Origin of the sequence: Lacticaseibacillus parahuelsenbergensis, assembly GCF_030770265.1 — a bacterium.
GTDB classification, from domain to species: Bacteria; Bacillota; Bacilli; order Lactobacillales; family Lactobacillaceae; genus Lacticaseibacillus; species Lacticaseibacillus casei.
In genome coordinates this window covers 2,119,037-2,140,557 of sequence record NZ_CP132482.1, presented here as the reverse complement: position 1 = coordinate 2,140,557, position 21,521 = coordinate 2,119,037, and the positions used below count along the sequence as shown (strand labels likewise).

Genomic DNA, 21,521 nt, shown 5'->3' with positions numbered 1-21,521 from the left:
TAATAACTTTAATTGATATTGAAGTAATTTAAAGTGAGGCAAGGGCGGCAAAATGAGACAGCAATATGATGACATTTAAAACGGAAAGAAGACGGAGATATGAAATTCAAACATATTGTGATTTTTTGAATAAACGAAAACAACGATCACGTGCCGATTTTATTTTCAATCTTGAAAAGACACCTGTTTACAAATGTTGAACCATTCTCATAATGTTCTTTTGACTCATTTTTAGGTTTTATAAGTGCACATTTACAAAGCCCCGTTTAAAATGCCGCATGGATGCAAGCATCAAAAAAGTACCGGTGTCTCCACTGAAATCGGAGATCTCGGTACTTTTGGAAAAGGCGGCAGTTTGTCAATAACAATGAGACATTAAAATTCTCTTTTGTCGTACAGCACAGTACTTATCCACCAAGAAAATGCAAACAGAAGTACTAGCACAACGGCCATTAACCCAAGCCATGGGCGCATCGAAGTTAAGGTGAGGTTCAGGCTTCTTTCCAGGAAAATGACGATGACCAAAATTAATGTGACAGGCAAATAGGCGGCGAGTGGTGCTCGTTGGTAACCTAAGAAGATCATGATCGGGAATGATAACATTATTTGAAACAAGACAAGACCAGTCCCGAAAAGTAGTATCCCCCAAAAGGATTGAGCGTCGCGAACAGGATTGAATCGAGCTATGGTGCCAACGCCGATAATTAACATAGCTAATCCATCAATCAGAATGGTAACGATTAAGCCAAAGAGGTAATGACTTGCGACAATCGTATGGCGCTGAATCGGCAGCATTGCATATAACTTTTCCAAGCCACTGCGGTCAGTGCTGATAAATGGCAAGATCAGAATACCAATGCTGGCGCCAATAATGCCGCCAGCTAGTGGCGTGGACAAGTCACCGTTTAAAAAAACCAGTCCCAATGTGATGACTAGGGCGAGCATTGACCCCCACCGATATCGACTGTTACCAGCAAACAACGAGCTCAAATCCAAGCTGACAAGTTTAACAAGATCATGCATGCGGCCGACCTCCTTTACCAAAGGCAATCATCAAGGACTCCAAGTCAACCGGTTCCTGAATGATGCTGGCAGGCAGGGCAGCAGTTTGATCGGTTGGCCAGATACCAGCAAAACCGACCACGCTGCGTTGAAGGCCGATAATATTAACTTGAATGGCCGGTGTTAAGTCATTTGGCCCGCCTTTGATCATGACATAACGGTCGAGAAGTTCGTCTAGTGAACCGGTAAACGTGACTTTACCCGCTAATAAATAAGTGACATAGTCGGCCACCTTCGCCAGTTCAAGGACATCGTGAGTCGAGATCAGAATACTTCGTTGCCCATCACTAATGAAATCCTGCAAAATGCCGATTAATTCATCGCGGGCAATCGGATCCAGCCCCGAAGTCGGCTCATCCAGGATCAGTAAGCGAGGATGATGAGCGAAGGCTGCTGCTAATTGGAGTTTGATTTTGGCACCCGTGGATAAATCATGATATTTGGGTTTGGTAGGGATCGCAAAATCTTGGAGGAGTTCCTTAAACTTGTCTGGGTCCCAGCTGGGAAAGAAAGGACCGACATACCGGCTCACGGTTTCTGCGCGCCATGAGTCAGGATAAACCGGACCGTCTAAAACAATCCCGATTTGATCCCGAACGGATTCCCGGCCTTGCGGTGTTGTCTGACCAAGCAAATCAATCTGTCCGGTATCCGGACGAATCATATCCAGAATGGCTTTGATGGTCGTTGTTTTCCCCGCACCATTGGGACCGATGAACCCCATGATATAACCGGCAGGAAGCTGAAAGCTAACATCGGCCAGCTGAAATTCTGCATATTGTTTGTTCAGATTTGTGACGGTAAGTAAATCAGCGCCCATGATCGGTCTCCTCCGCTTGTAATAAGGTATCCAGCATGGTGTGTAGCTCGCTGGGGGCAATATGCGCCATGTTGGCAGTATCAATTGCCTGATTGAGTGAAGCTTCAATATCTCGTAGGGCATTTTCCCGAACCAGCGAGCTGTCTTGCCCTAATACATAGGCACCTTTTCCCTGGACATTGGTGATAAAACCGGCTGCTTCAAGTTCGTGATAAGCCCGCGTGGTGGTGATGACGCTGATACGCAAATCCCGTGCAAGGCTGCGAATGGATGGCAGCTGCTCATTGACTTTTAACTGACCAGAAAGGATCGCGGCTTTAACCTGATCTTCGATTTGCTCATAGATCGGCTTGCCCGATTGATTTGAGATGACGATCCGCATGGCTGACCTCGTTTCATGACTTGATCGGATTATTTTTGCGGGCGGTCCGTTGCAATTGCAGCGAGCGCTTGAACGCTTTTAAAATGCCGCCATCTGAATAGCTTAACACATTCGTCTGATAAAGCTTGACCGTCAGCCAAGTGAAGATGATTAAAAAGATCAGATTAATGCCGAATGCCGACCATGCGGCGAGCGCACTGACTTGACCCGCGCCAAGGCGTACCGGCATCATCATGGTGGAAAGGAACGGGACATAGCTGGCGATATTAAGGATAGGTGAGGTGCCGGAACTAACAATTAAGGCACCGAAGTAACCGACCATGCCAAGCATCACAATTGGCGTTGTTGCCTGGCCGATTTGTTCCTGATTCGCGACCAGCGAGCCGGTGAGTGCAGCTAACACGGTATACGTCAGCGTGCCTACAAAGAAGAAGGCAAGACTGAAAATCAGCATGTTCGGAGTAATGCTACTTAGGTTTATTTGACCGATCAGTGAAGACAGCGGGTTTGAAGGCAACTGGCGCAAGATGACCATGCCGGCGAGTCCCACCACTGCGTAAATTGCGATTTGAGTTGCCATTAACGCCAAGATTCCCAGCAACTTACCGAAAAATTGTGCTTGCGGGGTAATGGCCGTTAAAATCGACTCTTCAATTCGCGAGCCTTTTTCAGTGCCGATTTCCTGGGCCATCATGGAGGCGTAGCTGATCACGAACGTATAAATCAAGAGACCGACAATGAATCCGGCTGCCGAGCCTGACGCTTGGCTTTTAGCCGAGCGTGTCACCAATTTACCGTTGTCAACCGTGACATTGTTAGTGGTGAATTTCGGTGTGGCAAAAAGCTGCTGCAACTGGGAAGGCGTTAGGTTCAGCTGCGTTGCGACTTCCTTGGTATGTGCCTGGGCAAGAATCGACTGCAACTGGGTACGATCGATACTTTCTCCGTCTGTCCGTTTCATTAGGCTGGCTTCCAAGGTCGGATGACTGGTAATGGTTAAAACCCCATCAAGTTTTTCATCGGCTAAAGCACTTTTGGCCGCGCCGGGTGTCTTGTAACTGATGTATTTTTGATCGTCATTGCTGTTGGCTTTAAAAGTCTGTGTCAGCGCAGGACTGGACGTTACCACGCCGATACGGGTCGTTTGGTTGGTTTGGTTCATAAGCCAGAAAACGCCGCCAAAAACTGCTGCCAGAACTAGCGGACCAAGAACGATCCAGAGCCAGGTTTTACTTTTGAGATTTTTGAAGAAAACTTGACGGAAAATGACATCCATTTTTTTCATGGCTTAGGCCTCGACTTTCATGCGGAAAATTTCGTCTAGAGAAGGTGCTTGTTGGCTAAACTCGGGAATGTAACCTTGATGGGTTGCAGCGGCGAAAATATCCCGGCCAACTTGCGGATCATTGAGTTTCACCAAGAAACCGCGCGATTGCGGGGTGACGGACACAACGCCCGGGAATGCTTGGAGTTCTTGCTGCGTCAGGGGTGATTGGATGTGTAGCCGGGTTTGGCCAAATTGTTCGCGAATGGCGTCAAGTTTGCCGGATAAGACGACTTCACCATTTTTTAACATGACTAGCTGATCGGATATTGCCTCGACGTTGCCCATATCATGACTTGAATAAATAATGGCACTCCCGGCATCCCGCAGCCGCCGAATCCCGGCTTCGAGTAAGCTAGCATTCACGGGATCCAATCCTGAGAATGGTTCGTCTAAAATGATGAACTTTGGCACGTGGATCATGGCAGCAATGAGTTGGACCTTTTGCTGATTCCCCTTAGACAGATCTTTGATGAGATCGGTCGGTTTTCCCTTGACCTGAAACTGTTCAAGCCACTGATCAAGGCTAGCCATTGCTTCAGTACGTTTCATGCCATGTAGTTCAGCGAAGAAGCTAATCTGATCAGCCACTGTCATTTTCGGATAAAGCCCGCGTTCCTCAGGGAGATAGCCGATCATTTCCCTGTTGAGTTGCGTCAGTGGTTGATCTTGCCAGGTCACCGTGCCGCTATCTGGCTGCAATAAATTTAGCAGCATTCGAAAAGTGGTTGTTTTGCCGGCACCGTTTTGACCGATCAGACCCAGGATTTCCCCTGGGCGAACGGACAGAGAAACGTTGCGAACGGCCGTTGTTTTGCCAAAATGTTTGGTTAAGTTCGTGACATTGAGCATGGCGCGCATCTCCTTTAATGTGTCTATACTGTATATGTATGATATGCACAGTATAGGCAGTGGGCTGATAAAATGCAAGCTCTTATTAGTTTTTATACAAAAATATCCCCAAAAGCCGAGACTCAACTTTTGGGGACAGATTCATTTAAGCGAAAATCATTGACACTTGGTCAGTAGAGGCCTTTAATCACTATTCAGCTTGCTGAGCAGCATGTGATAGCGACATAACATCACGGACGATCATCAGTTCTTCATTAGTCGGAATGACCAGCGTTTTAACTCGCGCGCCTGGCGCCGTGATGTCGCCAGCCTGATGACAGGTTTGCTCATTGCGTTGCAGGTCAATGCGGGCGCCGAGGTAGTCGAGTGATTGCATGACCCGAGCGCGAACGGCACTGCTGTGTTCGCCAATGCCGGCAGTGAAGACCAGCGTATCAACGCCGTCCATCAAAGCGGCATAGGCACCGACATATTTCACAATGCGATTGACGAAAATATCCAGTGCAAGTTTGGCACGGGGATGTTGTGGCGCCGCTTCTTCAAGATCGCGCACGTCATGGCTAATGCCGGAAATGCCACGCAGGCCAGACTGGGTATTCAGAATGTCAATCATTTGATCAACATCGGTAATGGCCAATTTTTTCATCAGGTAGGCGATCAGCGAAACATCAATGTCGCCGGAGCGTGTACCCATTGTGACGCCGGAGACCGGAGTGAAGCCCATTGACGTGTCGATGGATTTTCCATTTTGAATGGCGGTAATGCTCGAGCCGGCGCCAAGGTGCATGACAATCATGCGCATTGATTCAAGCGGCTTGCCAAGCATTTTGGCTGCATGAGCGCTGACATAGCGAACACTGGTGCCGTGCGCACCGTATTTACGGACGCCGAACTTTTGGTAATATTCATAGGGAATGCTGTAGAGATAATTAACGGGTTTCATGGTTTGATGGAAGGCTGTGTCAAAAACGGCCACTTCAAGCGCCCACGGCATCATGGTGCGGAAAATCTCGATGCAGTCCGCTTCGACCGGGTTATGCAGCGGCGCATAATCGCGCAGGGCCCGAATCTGCGCCAGCACCCGGTTATCGATTACAATTGGCGCGGAAAATAGTTCGCCGCCAGCCACAACTCGATGACCGATGCCGGTAATTTCATTAAGGTGATGCACGAGGCCAAGCGATTGAAGGTCGGACAGCGTGTTTGCGACTGCCTCCCGGTAATTGCGGATCGGGGTCGTGCTTTCATACACTTGATCAGTGCCATACTTAATTTTGACAGTAGAGTTTCGTAAAATATCAGTCGCGCCTTCTGCAAGTTGGCGTTCACTTGGCATGTCAAACAGTTTCCATTTAAGGGATGAGCTGCCGGCATTGATAGAGAGGATTTTTACCATGTTTGATCACTCTTTCACGATTGCTATATCAGTATCATACCACTGAACGGGTGTTATGTTTGTGAAATATTACGCAAATTTGGTTTTTTAGATACATCTTCGTTCCATATCACATGTTTAAAAAGACTAAACAATGAGCTGTAACCCGCCAAAAAGTGTCTCTCAACCTTGGCGGGTTACAGCTCATTTTCTGTTTTAATGGTCAATTTTTTAGAATTGGCTAGGCATCAATGTTGGCATGAACGATTCAAAAGCACAACGCAGCCAACGAAGACTTAATGCTTTTTGAAAACTTGGATATGGTGTCCGGTGCTCGGCGAGATGCCGCAGCCGCAACGACTAATGGCTCCGCTTCAACATTTGCTGAGTCAGTTTAACCAGCGCCGATTTAGTGGCTGATGTCGGGAAAGGCGCCAGTGCCGCAACGGCGCGATTGGTATAAGTAGCCGCCATTTGTTGGGCTTGCGGCAAGCCGTGGATGCGCACGATCGCGGCGATTTTCTCTGCGTTGGCCGCAATGTGGGCGGCATCTTGGGTTAGCGGCGCCAGTTGCTCCGGAACGATCTGGTAAGCATAGATTAATGGCAGTGTGACGATGCCATTATGTAGATCCTCAAGTGCCGGTTTGTTGAGCGTTGAGCTTGTCTGCGTGTAATCCAACAAGTCGTCGATCATTTGGAAGGCCATGCCGAGTTGCCGGCCAAAACGATAGGCGGCCTTTTTTTGCTCTAGCGACAGATGGCCGATGACGGCGCCTGTGTAAGTTGATAACGCAAATAAGGCGGCGGTTTTGCCCGCGATGGCACTGAGGTAAGCGTCGATGGTGGGAATCAACGGCGCGCTTGGCCCATTTTGATCCACTTCGCCCATGAAAATGCGCTTCATAATGCGGGCATTGGCGCCAAGGTCGACAACTTCCGGATTTTGTTCGCTGAGCAGCTGAAAATAAATGGCAAACAAAAAGTCGCCGGCATAGATGGCTTCGCGATTGCCGGATTCAGCAGAGACGGTGGCCATGCCCCGGCGAATGTCGGCATGGTCCAAAACATCATCATGGACAAGGGTAGCCAGATGCAGTGCCTCAATTGCCACGCCAGCCGTCACAAGATCACCGTTGTCAGGTTGGCCGAAACGCGCTAGCATAAGCATTAGCCCGCTGCGCAACATTTTACCGCCAGCGTTGATTTGTTGCTGAATGAGGGTATGTACTTGCGGCTCGCGCAAAACGGCGACCTGCTCCAGTCGTTGTTGGATTTGTTCGAGTTGGTGATAGACCGTGGGGAATCGGTGCCACAGGGGATGAATCATGCATTTTCTCTCTTTCCTTAAAGACATATTTACTCTACTGTACCTGATTCTTAAAAGTCAATTATTGGAGGTTGGGTTATGTCATTATCTGTATTTCTTGAGTTGGTTGAGATTAAGGCGAAAACGGCATCGGTGTTTCCTTTTCTCTTGGGGACGTTGTATGCCTGGTATCACTATCATACGTTACATATTCCAGAGTTGCTGGTCTTCTTTGTTGCGATGCTTTTGTTCAACATGTCAGTCGATGCTAATGACAATTATCAGGATTATCGGCGATCGGAGCGGACGGAAGCACTGCATTTTCGCGAAAAGACCAACATCATCGGGGTGCATCATTTAAATCCTAGCATGATTGGCTGGATGGTTGTTGCCATGATGGCTACCAGTGCCGTTCTGGGTTTGTGGATGGTTAGTCGTACCGGTTGGCCGCTGCTGGTGATGGGGTTGTTTAGCTTTGCGGTCGGTTACGGCTATGCTGGTGGGCCGCGGCCGATTTCGGCGACACCTTATGGCGAGTTTTTCTCCGGGTTTACGATGGGCTTTGTAATTTTTCTGATCGCGGTTTATGTCAATGTCTTTAATGTCGCGGACTTTTCATGGCCGTTGATTTTGTCGGTTTATCTGGCCAGCGGTTTGGCCCAGTGTGCGATTTCGGCGCTGCTACTGGCAAACAATATTGCGGATCGGGAAGAAGACGAGACACTCAAACGTCGAACGATCGTGCATTACCTCGGTCTCGATCGCAGTATCATTTTTTTCTATGGTTTGTACACGGTGGGTTTCCTGATGCTCATTGCGTCGGTGCTGCTTGGTCTATTGCCGAAGCTGACGTTACTCACCTTGATAACCATTCCATTTGTGATTAAAAATGCGCGGGGCTTTGCTGCTAATCCAGTGAAAAAACTGACTTTCCCCAATGCGATCAAGAATTTATTTGTAACGACCTTGGCCCAAGTCATCTTCTTGGCATTAGGTGTCTTTTTAAATATTTGAAGCTCACACTCGGTTCTTGAGGGGAGGCCGTCATGAGTATCACGATTCGTCCATTTGTTAAAAAGGATCTCGGTCGCTTTATTAACGCAGTGGCGCCATTATTACCGGCATCAGCGGTGAATTTTGCTTTGATCACCGATACGCACGACAAGGCTAAATTTGCGACCACTTATTATGGGCCAACCGGTTATTGGCATGTGCGGGAACAAGGGTGGCTGAGCACCCAGTTGCCGCTTGCACTGCGGGTTCACTTAGGCGATTTGGTTGATGGGTCGGAATCGCCGTGGCTGACAAAATTGCGGCTGCGCAATATTATGGCCGATTATCGCCGCGGCCAGGTGCCGTTTCTGGTCACCAAAGGCAATCATGATGACAATGATAAGTTTGCCGAAAAGCAGCCGGGTCATCGTGGCAGCTTTTTGCCGGAGGTGGCGCAGCAGTTGATTTTTGCGGCCGATGCGATCCAGCGCCATGTTGCGGTTTCGCGTGAAGGTTTGCTTGTGCAAGACTTTCCCGGACTGCGCATTATTGTTTTAAATACGGCAGACGTGCCTTTGCATGACGGGCGTAAAATTTATGACGTCAAAAAGACATTAGCCGTCTCGTTTGCACAGTTGCGGGATTTTGCCTTAGCGCTAAAGGATGCTCAAAGCCGCGATGTCCTGATTATGAGCCATGCGCCGGCCATGAAGCAAAATGGACAGCCGGCCTTGAAGTTCAACGGCCGCGCGGTGCACGAGTTGCTGCGGGCGTTCAATTTACATGCCAGTGGCTTGCTAAACACAGGCAAAACGCCTGAGTTCGGCGGGCAGTTACGCTTTGATTTTACCCAAACAACTGGCAAAATCATTGCTTATCTGGCGGGACACTACCATCTGGAAGCTGATTATCAAGTGAATGGCATCCATTATAGCCTGCAGAATACCAGTGCCTTGATGGGGCGGCATCATGGGCTCACCACTAAATTCAATCGCCGTTATGACCGGCGCTTTGGTACGCCGAGCGAATATGCCGGGTATGTTGTCAGTGTTGATGTACAGCGGCGTCTGCTGAGTCTTTATGGCTATGGAGCAGCGAGCCGTGTCCGCCGGTTCGTTTACTAAATCTTTAGAAATTTTTGCCGAAAAATCTGGCCATTTTGGTTGTCAAGATAACGCTTACATGGTACACTGTATTTGAAGTTAAGGAAGAACCAAAGGTCGATGCAGGAACCGAGAATCACGATCCTTTGTCTAGCAGCACAAAGACGAACCGGCTCGAAAGTGTGTGTCGCAAAGCACGAGAAAAGCGAATAGAGCACTGGTGCAGTAAGTATCTGCGCCACTTATCGTAAGATTCATGTTCCACAAGATCCAAAGATGAACACACATGGAGGTATGAGGCTTATAAACAGACTCAGTAATCCAAGCGGGACAATGAGCTTCCCATAGATGTTCAATCGGGTGTGTCATAGGACCACCAAACAACGCCAAGTTATCTGGCAACATCATTTCAACACTCGTCGTTCCGTACAAGTGAATAAGTTTTTTGTAGAGGTGTCGCAGTATTAGATTTATTGAAGAGGGTTTTACAATTAGCACCAGTAAATGTAACAAAACTGCTGCATCGGTCAAATCCTTAACTTAGGAGATCCAGGTTCACCTGTAGGAATCTGGATCTCTATTTTTTTGCCTTTTTCTTAATTTTCAGAAACTGCCATCACATTGTCTGAAAGATTTGAATTTTGTTTGCGCCCGCAATTACCAGTCAGCAGTTGTCCATATGTCCCGATTAAGCCGATCTGCCGATGTCGCTCAGGCTCCCTTTTACCGGCGCGCTTCAATTGACTTGCGCCGCCAAATCTTTATACTGAAACAAGTAATGATGGTCATTCACGTGAAAAGGGGTTAACTGTATGTGCGGAATCATCGCGTTTGCGGACAAGACAATTTTAAACAAAAAGCCAGTTATTAATGGCATGATGGATATGATCAAGCACCGGGGACCGAATTCTAGCGGTGAATATATCAATGACGATGTCGCCTTAGGGTTCCGTCGGTTGTCCATCATTGATTTAAAGGGTGGCTCACAACCGATCCTAAACGAAGATGGCACGGTTGCCATTATCTTCAATGGTGAAATCTATAACTTCCAAAGCATTCGCAAAGATTTGATCGCTGCCGGACATGTATTTAAGACCCACAGTGACACTGAAGTTCTGCTCCACGGTTACGAAGAATATGGCATGGAAGAACTGCTCAAGAAGATTCGCGGCATGTTCGCCTTCCTGATTTGGGATGACAATAAAAAAGAAATGTTCGGTGCCCGTGACTTCTTTGGCATCAAGCCAATGTATTACTATCACGATGGCGATACGTTCATCGTTGGCAGTGAAATCAAGGCATTTTTGAAGCACCCCAAGTTTAAAAAGCAATTGAACAAAGAAGCGTTGAAGCCGTATTTGACCTTCCAATATTCCGCCTTGGATGAGACGTTCTTCAAAGGCGTCTATCGCATTCCGGAGGGTCATTACTTCACGTTGAAGGATAACAAGCTCACGATCAAGAAATACTGGGATATGGACTTCAAGGCCAATCATCTCAGTTTCGACGAGACCGTTGCTGCGATTGACAAGAGCGTCTCCGAATCGGTTGAAGCGCACCGGATTTCTGATGTTGAAGTTGGCTCATTGCTTTCATCAGGCGTTGACTCTTCGTATATCACCGCGCTGTTGCGGCCGGAGCATACTTTCTCGATTGGTTTTGACAACAAGAAATATCACGAAGGAACGGCAGCCAAAGAGCTGAGCGACAAACTCGGCTTAGACAACACCAGCGATATCGTGACGGAAAAAGAAGCGCTCGACAACTTCCCGCTAATCCAATATCATCTGGACGAGCCGGATTCCAATCCATCCTGCGTGCCGCTTTACTTCCTGACGCGGATGGCGCATAAAGACGTTACCGTTATCCTGTCTGGCGAAGGGGCCGATGAGCTGTTTGCCGGTTACGCCAACTATGGGTTCCACACCCGCAGCCATGCGATCCGCGTGTTTGCGGATGGCTTACGGAAGTTGCCGCGTGGCGTGAAGTACCGAATCGCCCATGGCTTAAAGAAAATGCCTAACTTCCACGGCCGCCTGCATTTGTATGAATCCACGGCTCCGGCAGAAGAATTCTTTATCGGTGAAGCACTCGTGTTCCACGAAGGTCAAGCCGACAAGATTCTGCAGCCTGAATTCCGGCAAAGCAAGAGCGTACGCGACATTGTTACCGAATCCTATAAGAAGGTTCGCCACTACGACGATGAAGTGAAAAAGATGCAGTACCTCGATATCCATCAGTTCATGCCTAAAGATATTCTGTTGAAGGCTGACAAGCTCTCGATGGCAAACTCGATGGAATTGCGGGTACCGTTCTTGGATAAAGAAGTGGCCAAAGTCGCCGCGGGTATCCCAACCAAGTATCTGATCAACTCCCATAACTCCAAATATGCGCTGCGTGAAGCGGCCAACCGCCACTTACCGGAAGAATGGGCCAGCCGTGAAAAGCTTGGCTTCCCGGTTCCGGTCAAGCAATGGCTTGAAGACGAACCATTCTACAAAGAAGTGCGCAAAACCTTTGAACAGGATTGGGTCAAGGAATTCTTCGATCAGGATGCGATTCTGGACATTCTCGACAAAACGTATCGCAAAGAACGTGATGACCGGCGGAAAGTCTGGACCATTTACACCTTCTTGGTTTGGTATAAAGTTTACTTTATCGACACCGAGATTCCGCATTACATTGCCGATTCGAATAAAGATAAGATTGAAGCTTAGTCCGGTTTAATGAATAATAAGCACAAGGCAACTGGCAGCATCATGCTGTGGGTGCCTTGTGCTTATTTTTTTCAGGGTGTTTGAGAGGGGAAGTCATCATGCAGCACACCGATTGTATCTTTTGCCAGCTTCCTAAGTCTAAGGTAGTCCTCAAGAACAATTTGGCGATTGCTTTTTGGGATATTCATCCCGTGAGTCGAGGTCACCTACTTATCATTCCACGGGCGCATCGGCAAGACTACTTTGAACTCAGCCAAGAGGAATTGATAGCCATTAATGACCTTATTCATGCCGGTAAGAAGCTGATTGATCGGCAATTTCATCCCGATGGCTACAATATCGGGGCTAACGTTGGGCAATATGCCGGCCAAACGGTGATGCACTGCCATATACATTTGATACCAAGATATCAAGGCGATGACCCTAATCCTGCTGGCGGTGTCCGGAAACTTTTGCGAAGAAGATGAAGATTAGACTCTTTGTCAGAAATCGGTGATCGAACTAGAATGGCTTCCAGATAATCGCTTGAGGCTGTGCGCTGGCACTTTTGGGAGCGGGTTTGACCTGAATACAGCAGTAAAGGACCGGAAAAGAAGCTTGCAGGATCTGCTCAATGCTCTTGCAAATACGGTAAGACTTGGTCAGGCTGTCATCATTAGCTAAAGTGATTTCTGCTTCGATAATAATATTATTACCTGAGTAACGACCATCAACAAAAGTAACATCCATCACACCACTGACAGTGAGTATTTTGTCGATGATGTCTGTGCGCAGCTTTGGACTGAAGCCATTGGATAGCTTTTCGGCGCTTGTGCTGAGAATCTGGCATCCATTCCAGATGATAAAGCATCCTAAAAGAAGCGCTGCAACCGGGTCAATCCAGTGAATACGGAACAACGACGCGCCGATAATCGCCAACATGGTGCTAGTGGAGGTGAGTGCATCACTTAGAAAGTCCCTGGCGGATGCTGCTAAGGAACTGCTTTGGGTTTTGCGGGCGATAAAATGATTAAACGCACATAGCGATAGCATTGTGACACCGGAGATGGCTGCCATATAAGCTGCCTGGCCTTTAAGTGGCGCCGTGTAGTGGCCAGCCAAAAAACCGAACGTCTGCGTGATGCCTTCCCAGACACAGACGAGACCCACTAAGAACATCCCGAGCCCGGCTAGAAAAACAGCCAGACTTTCAAACTGCCAGTGACCTTCAAGATGAAAATCATCGGAGGGTCTCTTTGAAAAGGTTAAGCCTACAATTAAAGCTGTTACGGACACAATACCTGTTAGATTGTTCTGACCGTCGGCAATCAATGCGGTTGAATGATCGGCTGTACCGATCACTAACTCGGCTCCGGCAATCAGGATATAGACAATTAAATTTAAAAAAAAAACTCTTCGCGAAGTCTCGATTCGTTGATGACTAGCTTTTGTAATCAAGTTCGAGATACTGATGGGTTTGATGTTTTTTAACATGATTCGACACCTTCTTCAATTATCTTCGGCGGCAGTTTCAATTTCAATAAAGCTTTGATGGAGTCCGATCTGGAAGCGAAGGATCATCGCAAGATTAAAGCCAACAATGAGGGCTATCATAACCCAAATGTTAGTCGTGATGGCTTGGTGGGTTGAAATCAGACTTCTCAAAGCATCAATTAGATAGGTCATTGGCAACCAAGCATTGATGGCTTTAGCAAAACTGTTGACTAAATAAGTTGGATATAAGCCACCGGAGCCGGCCAGTTGCAAAACTAGAACAATAGAAACCAGCCAGGTGCCAAAACCGCCAAGCAGCAAACGAAGACAGAAAATAAGCGATAGAAACAGCACTGATCCAAGCAAAATCGTTCCGAAAAACGCACCTTGCGAAGTGACATGTAAATGATTGCCTGAAGTCAATGTCCAATAAAGCAGGATTGCTTGTAATAAACCAACTGATCCGATAACCGATGCCTTACTAGCCCACCAAGTCAATGCATGGCGAGGCTTCTTGTGTGGTAGAAAGCCTTCGTACATGGTTCCTAGTGCGATGCCACCAACGTAAAGGCCAATTGCAATTGCAAATGGTGCCATGCCAGTACCATTGTTTGGGATTTTGGCAATATCACTTGTGACCTCATGGACTGGTGTTGCCAAAGCCGATGCATTTCCTGCCTTCGTATGAATGACGCCTAGTTTTTGAACTGCGGCAGTGAGGCTCTCTGCAAGTGTTTGGCTGCCTTGACTAAGTTGCTGTGAGCCACTCAACAAGGACGACACGCCGGTATTCAGTTTTTCAGTGCCGGATTGCAAAGCAGGAAGATTAGTTTGTACGGTTGCAAGTCCCTGGGCAATTGCCTGATTACCAGTTGCGAGTGCACTAACACCATTCGTATACGCGGTTAGCCCATTGTTTAACGTTGCGGTGCCTGTGGCTAGTTTTGAGCTGCCGCTGTCAATTGCTTGCGAACCGCTTGTCATGGATTGAAGTCCACTCGTAAGTGCAGAAGATTCTGCAGCAAGTTGTTTTTGGTCAGTGGTTCCGGAGGTTAGCTGTTTTTGCATGGTTTGGGCTAATTGTTTCAGCTTGACAGTTCCTTGTGCTAAGGCAGGCGATTTCTGTGCCAACTGATTTAAACCGTTTTGGATTTGATCAAGACCAGTGGTAAGAGTTGCGGCGTGATCTTCTAACTGATTGAATCCGTTTGTCATCGTTGTGTTGCCGGCGATGAGCTTGGTATTACCAGCCGCGAGTTTATCGACGCCGGCAGATAAAGCTGTCGTCCCTGTCAGTAGTTGCGACTCACCTGTTGTTAATTTTTGTGCCCCGCTGGCCAGTGCTTGACTGCCATTTGCTGCTTTCGCCAACCCTTTAGTTGCCTGGTGCAATGCGTTTAGAACAACAGCCGCATCCAGCTTAGTGACCTGCGCTGAGACCTTTGCCTTAATTGCCGTTGCCGCGCCGGTTGTCATTTTGGAGACAATGAAATTCTGTCCGGAGTTAAAACGAAAATAAAGATTCATTTTTTGGGGCTTAGCAGTCAAAATCGTGGTTGCCATTTTCGAGAAATTCTTGGGGATCGTTAGAACCATGTAATATTTTCCTTGCCGTAATCGACGATCAGCTGTTTTGGCTGAAACATGATGAAAGTCAAGCGAGTTGGACTTGTCCAAGTTTTTGGTCAAAGTTTTGCCGATAGTAATGTGGTTGCCATGATAAGTCACAGATTGATCGTGATTAACGATTGCAACTGGTATGTCGTCCATTTTGCCATAGGTGTCCCACATTGAGGACAGGTAGATAAAACAGTAGATTGCTGGAATTAATGCAATTGCAATCAACACAACCAGCATCATCTTGTGTTGAAACAGATAGCGCCATTCGCTTTTTAACATTTTATGACCGCCTTTCAAATTGACATCCTGTTCATTAGCGATCATAGGGGCTTCTTAGACCTCAAGCAAGCGACAATCTGGTGAATTTGTTCAGTCAAAAATCGCCTTGTTGTGGGCAAGTTCTTCTAAAAATGTGACCAGAACAATATTGTTTGTATGAACATTTGAGACGAATTTGTCAATTGTAAATATTTAATATTTATTGTTAAATGAAGTTGGAAATTGACAACCTGTCAATGGAGGCGAGCTAGCTTGGCAACAAATACAAAGATGGTTGAAACAGAAGTTAAGATTCAAAAGGCGTTTATTCAACTGTTGCAGCAAGAAGGTTTTGGAAAAATCAGCGTGCAACAATTGGTCAAACTTGCCGGTATCAGTCGCGGCACTTTTTACCTGCACTATTTTGATAAGTATGACTTACTGAATCATTACGAAGATGAAATTGTCAGCCATGTCAACAGCATCTTCGAACGTTTTCCCAAACCGTTTACCCAAAACGACCGGTCAAAAACGACTCATGAAAATGATGCGTTTTTCCAGTTGTTTAAATATCTTTATCACCAGCGCGAGTTGGCAGCCTTGCTGTTAAATGAAGGTGGCACGCAACTGGTCACCAAGGTCAAACAATTGATTGTGGCAGTTTTACGCCAAGGCGCAGGGGATTCAGTTGAACAATCAAAACAGGTGCCGAGTGACTATGCGCAGGAAATTGTGAGTCAGGGAGTCTTAGATATCATTGTCTATTGGTTGAATCAATTGCCGGTTTTGCCTCCGGAAGATGCTTATCGTATTTTTCGCCAAACCCGAATGTTGACGCCGGAAGAACTGACACGGCAGATCAAGTAACAATTATTGATAGATTCGGTAACGCAGAACATTCATGTCGTCTATTTGTAGGGCATGGCATTATCAGCTTTCAAATTCTGATCTCTAAGGCGGCAAACCGATGAACGGAGGGAAGACATGAAATATTGGCTGAGTTTCATCTTAACGTTTGGCGTTGCAATGTTACTGGCGTTTATTATTTCAATCTGGGTGAGAGGCCCATTTCGATGGTGGGTCTTTGTTGCTGGCGCGTTTGGAAGTCTGATAGTTGATTACTGGTTCGGACAACGGAAGAAAAAGCATAAACATTCCGCAGATTGAATCATACCTCCGCATTAGAAGTTTGATTGAATCGTTATATTCAACTGTATGCATCTATATGAGCATGGCATCCATCGAGACACAATAATTGCTTGAAACCTTTCATGGCCTTAGAATGGCTGTACTGAAATGAATAGGGGATGTGTCATAGTGGCAAAATTGAATCAAGCAATGAAAGATATGATTGCTGGTGAGTTGTCCTATATTTCAACCGTTGATGCGGACGGCAACCCGGATGTTGGGCCCAAGATCTCAATGCGGGTGTTGGACGACGAGCACCTTATTTACAACGAAATGACAGGTGGCCAGACCCAAGCCAACATTAACGACAACGGGAAAGCGATCGTCGCCGTCGCTAATGCCAAGGCTTTGAAAGGCTTCCGTTTTGGCGGCACCGCCAAGCTCTATACGGACGGTCCTTATTATGATCAAGCGGCAAAGTGGGCTGAAGGCAAGTTCCCAGTGCCAAAAGGAGCCGGCGTGATTACCATTGATAAGATCTGGACATTGGATCCCGGTCCTAAGGCAGGCAAGCTTTTTGAAGGATAAGCGATTGCTTCTATCATAAAATGTGGGGTCATTCACAGCCACAAATAAGACGACTGACATTTCCGATTTTGCATTCACTGCGAAATGTCAGTCGTCTTTTTGCTTTTTCTTCAAGATACTTGGTCGCGCATCAATCACTCTTAGTCGGAATAAATGGCTTAATCAGGTTAGCCAAAGCTTGAATGTTCCGTGTCTGGATGTAAACCGTTCCTGTTCCGGTGAAGCGATTGACCAGGCCTTCGCCGGTTGTGAAGCCGATGACGCCGCTAGCCGGCTGAATGTTGTAATCCAGCTGACTATCCCATGCAACCACATGGCTATTGTCAACGACATATTCGTGGCTCCCGTCGAGTTGGATCGGAATGATATCACCATACGCCGAAACCAGCATGGTACCTGTGCCGGCCGTTTCCATGATGAAGAAACCGCCAGTACCGCCGAACAGCGCGCCGCCAACCTTCTGACTGGCCATGTGATAGCTGGCAGAGCTGTCCATGGCCAGAAAAGCACCGGTATTCAGCCGATATTGATGGCTGTCATCAAGCGTTAATTCTTTAATGACCCCTGGATTACCGGGTGCGATGGCCAATTCGGCATTAGGTGCTGTGCCGGTGGCGGTGGTGATGAAAAAGCTTTCGCCGCTTGTCACAGAGCGGCCAATCGCACTCATGAGACCGCCAAGACCTTTCTTGCCGTTGCTGTTCATATGGCCGCTTAGTTCCACTAAGCCGTTGTGATAAATCATGGAACCTGATTCGATCTGGATCGTTTCATCCTGTTCCATCGCAATATCCACAACCGGGAAAGTGTTGTTGGCCGTGATGGTATATTTCATCGATAAAAACTCCCTTCTTGATTAATTTAATTGTAGCGTACACATCCGTAGAATTGCGGTATTTTTCCTCGGAAAAGTCAGTGGAGACTTGAAACAAGTCAAATAATTTAACCCGAATTAGTTGACAAATGCACAAGTAACCGGTAATCTTTAGCTAATCCAATTCTTAGGAGGTTCTCATGATGACGATGAAGCTGACTCAAAGCGCACAATCATTTTATTTCTGGTTTTTCAGACGCAATCTGTGAGACCAGTTACCTTTGAGTGAGCGGTCACACAGATCAAGCAATTGACTGTGTGGCTGAAATCAGGAGAATCATTCCCAATTCCTTGCCCCGCAGTCGATATGTGACTGCGGGGCTTTTCGTTTGTTGCGTTTACCGCTAAGAATACTGGCAAAAAATACTGGAGGTAAGAGATATGGCATTAGTTGATCGTATGAATCAAGAAGTTCTACAGCTTCAGCCGAGCGATATTTTACAGTTTAATGCGGAAATCAGCAAAATCGACGGCATTGTCAAGCTGACGTTAGGCGAACCGGATTTTCCCACGCCGGAACACGTTAAGGCAGCAGGTATCCGCTCGATTGAAAATAACGAAAGCCACTATACCCAGAGTAAAGGGTTGCCGGGATTGCGGGCTGCAGCCAGTCACTATCTGGCGACTAAGTACAACACGAAGTATGATCCCGAGACCCAGATTCTAATCACAGCTGGCGCGACTGGCGGGATTTATTCGAGTTTGACGGCGATGCTGAACAAAGGCGACACCGTGATTATTCCGACACCGATTTTCCCGTTGTATATTCCGATTGTGATGTTGAATGGTGCCAAGCCGATTTTTATTGACACCTCGGCAGACGGCTTCATTTTGAAACCGGAAAAGCTGCAGGCGGCGATTGAAGCGAATAAAGATACTGTGAAAGCCGTGGTGTTGAATTACCCCACGAATCCAACCGGGGTAACTTATAGTCGCGCCGACCTCGAAGCGCTGGCAGCGGTGATTAAGCAGTATGAGATTTTCGTGTTGAGCGACGAGATTTATTCCGAATTAACCTACACCGGTATCCACGTTTCGTTAGGCGAAGTTTTGCCGAATCAGGCGATCGTTCTGAATGGGGTGTCGAAATCCCATGCGATGACCGGTTGGCGCGTGGGGATCACGGCCGGGCCAGCGGATGTCATTGCCCAGGTCGGAAAAGTCAGCGAGTTCACGATGACCAGTGTGACCACGAACGCGCAACGGGCCGCTGAAGAAGCACTGAAAAATGGTATGAACGATGCGCAGCCGATGAAGGAAGCTTACATGAAGCGGCGGGACTTTTTGATCAAAGCCTTGACCGATGCCGGATTGACGGTGCCACATCCGGATGGAGCCTTTTACATTTTTGCCAAATTACCAGAGCGCATGCATGACAGCTGGAAGTTTGTTTACGCGTTGGCGCGCGAGGCAAAAGTGGCGGTTATTCCGGGTGCCAGTTTTGGTCCCGGTGGTGAAGGTTATGTGCGGATTTCTTATGCGGCGTCAATGGAAGATCTTAAACTAGCGACAGATCGCATTGCCAAGTATATGGCAAGTCATTAATGGGTAGATAGGTAAAGCTATGACAAACAACATGGAGGCAAAGATGACAAAAATTTTGATGTATTCCGTTCGTCCTGATGAGCAAGCTGCAATTGATGATTGGGTTGCCGCAAATCACATCGAGGTGGACACAAACACTGTGGAACTCGATCCCAAGACAGTTGATTTAGCTAAAGGCTATGATGGCGTTGTGATTCAGCAACACGCAGCCATTCCTGATGAGGTTGTTTACCAAAAACTGAAGGCATTTGGTATCAAACAGTTGGCCCTGCGAATTACCGGATATGACATTGTGAACCTTGACGCCGCGACGGCTAACGGGTTGGCTGTGACCAACGTGCCGGCATATTCTCCGCGGTCGGTTTCCGAATTGGTTTTGGCGCAGGTGATGCGGCTGATTCGCCACTTAGGGAAAGCAAGTGCCCGTGAAGCGAAGGATGATTACAGCTGGGGTGGTTTGGAAGCTGCGGAAATTCACAATCTGACCGTCGGCATTATTGACGCAGGCAAAATCGGCAGTGCGGTGGCGCGGATTTTCCGTGCGTTGGGGTCAACGGTCATTGTCAGTGATCCGGTGACGCGGCCTGAGCTGGCGGATACGGTTAGCTATGTAGATTTGGACACGTTGCTGACGACAGCTGATATTGTGACCGTGCATACACCGCTGGATGCAATCACCACCCATTTGATTGATGCAGATGCATTGAAAAAAATGAAGTCAACTGCGTATTTTATTAATGCGGCGCGCGGGCCAATTGTCGATACCGAAGCATTGATTCAGGCTTTAAAACATCATGAGATTGCCGGAGCCGCCTTGGATACGATTGAAGGCGAGGCTGGTATTTTTGGGGTCGACCGTAGCCAAACGCTGGTTGATAATCCGGCGCTTGAAACGCTCGAGGCGATGCCGAACGTTGAAGTAACGCCACACATTGGTTTTTATACCGATGCCGCGGTGAAAAACATGGTCGATATCTCCTTAGATGACGTCAAACTCATTCTCGAAGGCGGCCATTCACCACGTCAAGTGAACTAAATTGGAGGGGAACCTATGAAACAGGACGCAAAAACAGTGACGATGAACATTCTGAACGGTTTGTCGGTTGGGATCATCGTCGCATTGGTACCAGGGGCCATTTTAAATGCCATCGTGAAATTGCTTTTGCCGAGTTTTCCGCAACTGGCGGTGGTGACGTATATGACAACGGCCGCCATGACCCTGTTGCCGGCATTGTCGGCGGTTTGTGTGGGGATGATCGCGAAATTTACACCGATTCAGACGAGTTCGCTAGCGTTGGCCGCGATTATTGGCGCTGGAAATTATCACTTAACCAAAACCGGTTTGACGGTTGCCGGAACCGGAGATGTTATCAACCTCGCGATCACACTTGCCATAGGCTATTTGGTGATTTTATTGCTGGGGAATGCGCTGAAAGCCTACACGATTCTGTTGATTCCGTCGCTGGTTTTACTCATTGCCGGCGGTGCGGGGATGTTGACGCTGGGGCCGGTTTCAGGAATTACCAAGTACATCGGGGTGCTCGTGCATGACATTACCGCGTTGCAGCCGATCGTGATGGGCGTTTTGATGGGGATCATTTTTGCGGTTTTAATCGTGACCCCGATCAGTACGGTTGGAATTGCCACAGCCATTTCGTTAAGCGGGATCGGTGCCGGTTCGGCGAATCTGGGGATTGTCGGGGCAAGTTTTGCGCTGGCAGTTTACGGTTGGAAGGCGAATCCGCTTGGCACGTCTTTGGCGCACTTTCTGGGATCGCCTAAAATGCAGATGGCCAATATTTTGTCTAAACCCAAGCTGTTCTTACCGATGGCGATCAACGCCGGTATTCTTGGTGGTGTTGGGGCGGCATTGAACATTCAAGGCACCCCGGCCAGTGCCGGATTTGGATTTTCCGGGCTGGTGGGACCATTGGCGGCCTTAGATGCGATGAAAGCCATAACAGTAGGCAATATTCTGGAGTTGACACTGCTATTCTTTGTCTTGCCAATCGGATTGGCTTACGTTAGTTATTTATTATTTACCAAAACGCTGCGCTATCAGGTGCCGGAAGATTATGCGCTGCATTATGACTGATCAT

At 47.6% G+C, this 21,521-nt stretch carries 20 protein-coding genes; 10 read left to right on the top strand and 10 right to left on the bottom strand.

Annotated features, from left to right (window positions below; genetic code table 11):
- Positions 1–375 precede the first annotated feature (375 nt).
- The 7 genes from LACPH_RS10000 to LACPH_RS09970 form a co-directional block, all read right to left on the bottom strand.
- Complete coding sequence (locus LACPH_RS10000) at positions 376–1,023, bottom strand: ABC-2 transporter permease (RefSeq protein WP_306386810.1); 648 nt, start codon at positions 1,021–1,023, stop codon at positions 376–378.
- Positions 1,016–1,882 carry an ABC transporter ATP-binding protein gene (locus LACPH_RS09995; RefSeq protein ID WP_306386809.1) on the bottom strand — a complete coding sequence of 289 codons (867 nt, stop codon included), beginning with the start codon at positions 1,880–1,882 and terminating at the stop codon, positions 1,016–1,018. The genes LACPH_RS10000 and LACPH_RS09995 overlap by 8 nt, the downstream gene beginning before the upstream one ends.
- A complete protein-coding gene (locus LACPH_RS09990) occupies positions 1,872–2,264 on the bottom strand; it encodes a GntR family transcriptional regulator (protein WP_306386808.1) in 393 nt (130 codons plus the stop codon). Before LACPH_RS09990 ends, LACPH_RS09995 begins: the two co-directional genes overlap by 11 nt.
- Before the next feature lie 13 nt (positions 2,265–2,277).
- The gene (locus LACPH_RS09985; RefSeq protein WP_306386807.1) at positions 2,278–3,549 is read right to left on the bottom strand and encodes an ABC transporter permease; all 1,272 of its coding nucleotides are present in this window, start codon (positions 3,547–3,549) and stop codon (positions 2,278–2,280) included.
- A 3-nt stretch (positions 3,550–3,552) separates the two neighbouring features.
- Positions 3,553–4,440, bottom strand: a complete 888-nt coding sequence (locus tag LACPH_RS09980) for an ABC transporter ATP-binding protein (protein ID WP_306386806.1) — start codon at positions 4,438–4,440, stop codon at positions 3,553–3,555.
- Positions 4,441–4,630: 190 nt separating this feature from the next.
- The gene (locus LACPH_RS09975; RefSeq protein ID WP_306386805.1) at positions 4,631–5,836 is read right to left on the bottom strand and encodes an acetate kinase; all 1,206 of its coding nucleotides are present in this window, start codon (positions 5,834–5,836) and stop codon (positions 4,631–4,633) included.
- A gap of 339 nt (positions 5,837–6,175) precedes the next feature.
- Entirely contained in the window at positions 6,176–7,144 is a 969-nt protein-coding gene (locus LACPH_RS09970) for a polyprenyl synthetase family protein (protein ID WP_306386804.1), read from the bottom strand.
- A 78-nt stretch (positions 7,145–7,222) separates the two neighbouring features.
- On the opposite strand from LACPH_RS09970, the gene LACPH_RS09965 reads away from it, so the two are divergent.
- The 4 genes from LACPH_RS09965 to LACPH_RS09950 all read left to right on the top strand — a co-directional run bounded on the left by LACPH_RS09965 (position 7,223) and on the right by LACPH_RS09950 (position 12,403).
- Positions 7,223–8,137: a 1,4-dihydroxy-2-naphthoate polyprenyltransferase gene (locus tag LACPH_RS09965; protein WP_049169163.1), complete on the top strand. Its 915-nt coding sequence runs from the start codon at positions 7,223–7,225 to the stop codon at positions 8,135–8,137.
- 32 nt (positions 8,138–8,169) lie between these two features.
- Positions 8,170–9,240 (top strand): metallophosphoesterase family protein, encoded by a 1,071-nt coding sequence (locus LACPH_RS09960; protein WP_306386803.1) that lies wholly within the window; start codon positions 8,170–8,172, stop codon positions 9,238–9,240.
- A 791-nt stretch (positions 9,241–10,031) separates the two neighbouring features.
- Positions 10,032–11,936, top strand: coding sequence for an asparagine synthase (glutamine-hydrolyzing) (gene asnB / locus LACPH_RS09955; protein WP_047106392.1), 1,905 nt, complete (start codon positions 10,032–10,034; stop codon positions 11,934–11,936).
- A 98-nt stretch (positions 11,937–12,034) separates the two neighbouring features.
- Entirely contained in the window at positions 12,035–12,403 is a 369-nt protein-coding gene (locus LACPH_RS09950) for an HIT family protein (protein WP_306386802.1), read from the top strand.
- A 34-nt stretch (positions 12,404–12,437) separates the two neighbouring features.
- On the opposite strand, the gene LACPH_RS09945 is transcribed toward LACPH_RS09950, so the two are convergent.
- Positions 12,438–13,409, bottom strand: coding sequence for a cation diffusion facilitator family transporter (locus LACPH_RS09945; RefSeq protein ID WP_306386801.1), 972 nt, complete (start codon positions 13,407–13,409; stop codon positions 12,438–12,440).
- 15 nt (positions 13,410–13,424) lie between these two features.
- Positions 13,425–15,308, bottom strand: coding sequence for a YhgE/Pip family protein (locus LACPH_RS09940; protein ID WP_306386800.1), 1,884 nt, complete (start codon positions 15,306–15,308; stop codon positions 13,425–13,427).
- A gap of 252 nt (positions 15,309–15,560) precedes the next feature.
- On the opposite strand from LACPH_RS09940, the gene LACPH_RS09935 reads away from it, so the two are divergent.
- The 3 genes from LACPH_RS09935 to LACPH_RS09925 all read left to right on the top strand — a co-directional run bounded on the left by LACPH_RS09935 (position 15,561) and on the right by LACPH_RS09925 (position 17,003).
- On the top strand, positions 15,561–16,154 hold the full coding sequence (locus LACPH_RS09935) for a TetR/AcrR family transcriptional regulator (RefSeq protein ID WP_087912582.1): 594 nt from the start codon (positions 15,561–15,563) through the stop codon (positions 16,152–16,154).
- A 117-nt stretch (positions 16,155–16,271) separates the two neighbouring features.
- Positions 16,272–16,454, top strand: a complete 183-nt coding sequence (locus tag LACPH_RS09930) for a hypothetical protein (RefSeq protein ID WP_306386799.1) — start codon at positions 16,272–16,274, stop codon at positions 16,452–16,454.
- Positions 16,455–16,601: 147 nt separating this feature from the next.
- A complete protein-coding gene (locus LACPH_RS09925; RefSeq protein WP_029345580.1) occupies positions 16,602–17,003 on the top strand; it encodes a pyridoxamine 5'-phosphate oxidase family protein in 402 nt (133 codons plus the stop codon).
- 130 nt (positions 17,004–17,133) lie between these two features.
- Here the strand turns inward: LACPH_RS09925 and LACPH_RS09920 are convergent, their stop codons facing one another.
- The gene (locus LACPH_RS09920; RefSeq protein ID WP_306386798.1) at positions 17,134–17,838 is read right to left on the bottom strand and encodes a TIGR00266 family protein; all 705 of its coding nucleotides are present in this window, start codon (positions 17,836–17,838) and stop codon (positions 17,134–17,136) included.
- Positions 17,839–18,258: 420 nt separating this feature from the next.
- Here LACPH_RS09920 and LACPH_RS09915 point away from each other — a divergent pair, with 420 nt between their 5' ends.
- Genes LACPH_RS09915 through LACPH_RS09905 form a run of 3 tightly spaced genes read left to right on the top strand, consistent with a single transcriptional unit; the run spans position 18,259 to position 21,517 of the window.
- Entirely contained in the window at positions 18,259–19,422 is a 1,164-nt protein-coding gene (locus tag LACPH_RS09915) for an aminotransferase class I/II-fold pyridoxal phosphate-dependent enzyme (RefSeq protein ID WP_306386797.1), read from the top strand.
- Between the two features lie 43 nt (positions 19,423–19,465).
- On the top strand, positions 19,466–20,458 hold the full coding sequence (locus LACPH_RS09910; protein ID WP_306386796.1) for a D-2-hydroxyacid dehydrogenase: 993 nt from the start codon (positions 19,466–19,468) through the stop codon (positions 20,456–20,458).
- Between the two features lie 15 nt (positions 20,459–20,473).
- Positions 20,474–21,517: a PTS sugar transporter subunit IIC gene (locus tag LACPH_RS09905; protein WP_306386795.1), complete on the top strand. Its 1,044-nt coding sequence runs from the start codon at positions 20,474–20,476 to the stop codon at positions 21,515–21,517.
- Positions 21,518–21,521: the final 4 nt, after the last annotated feature.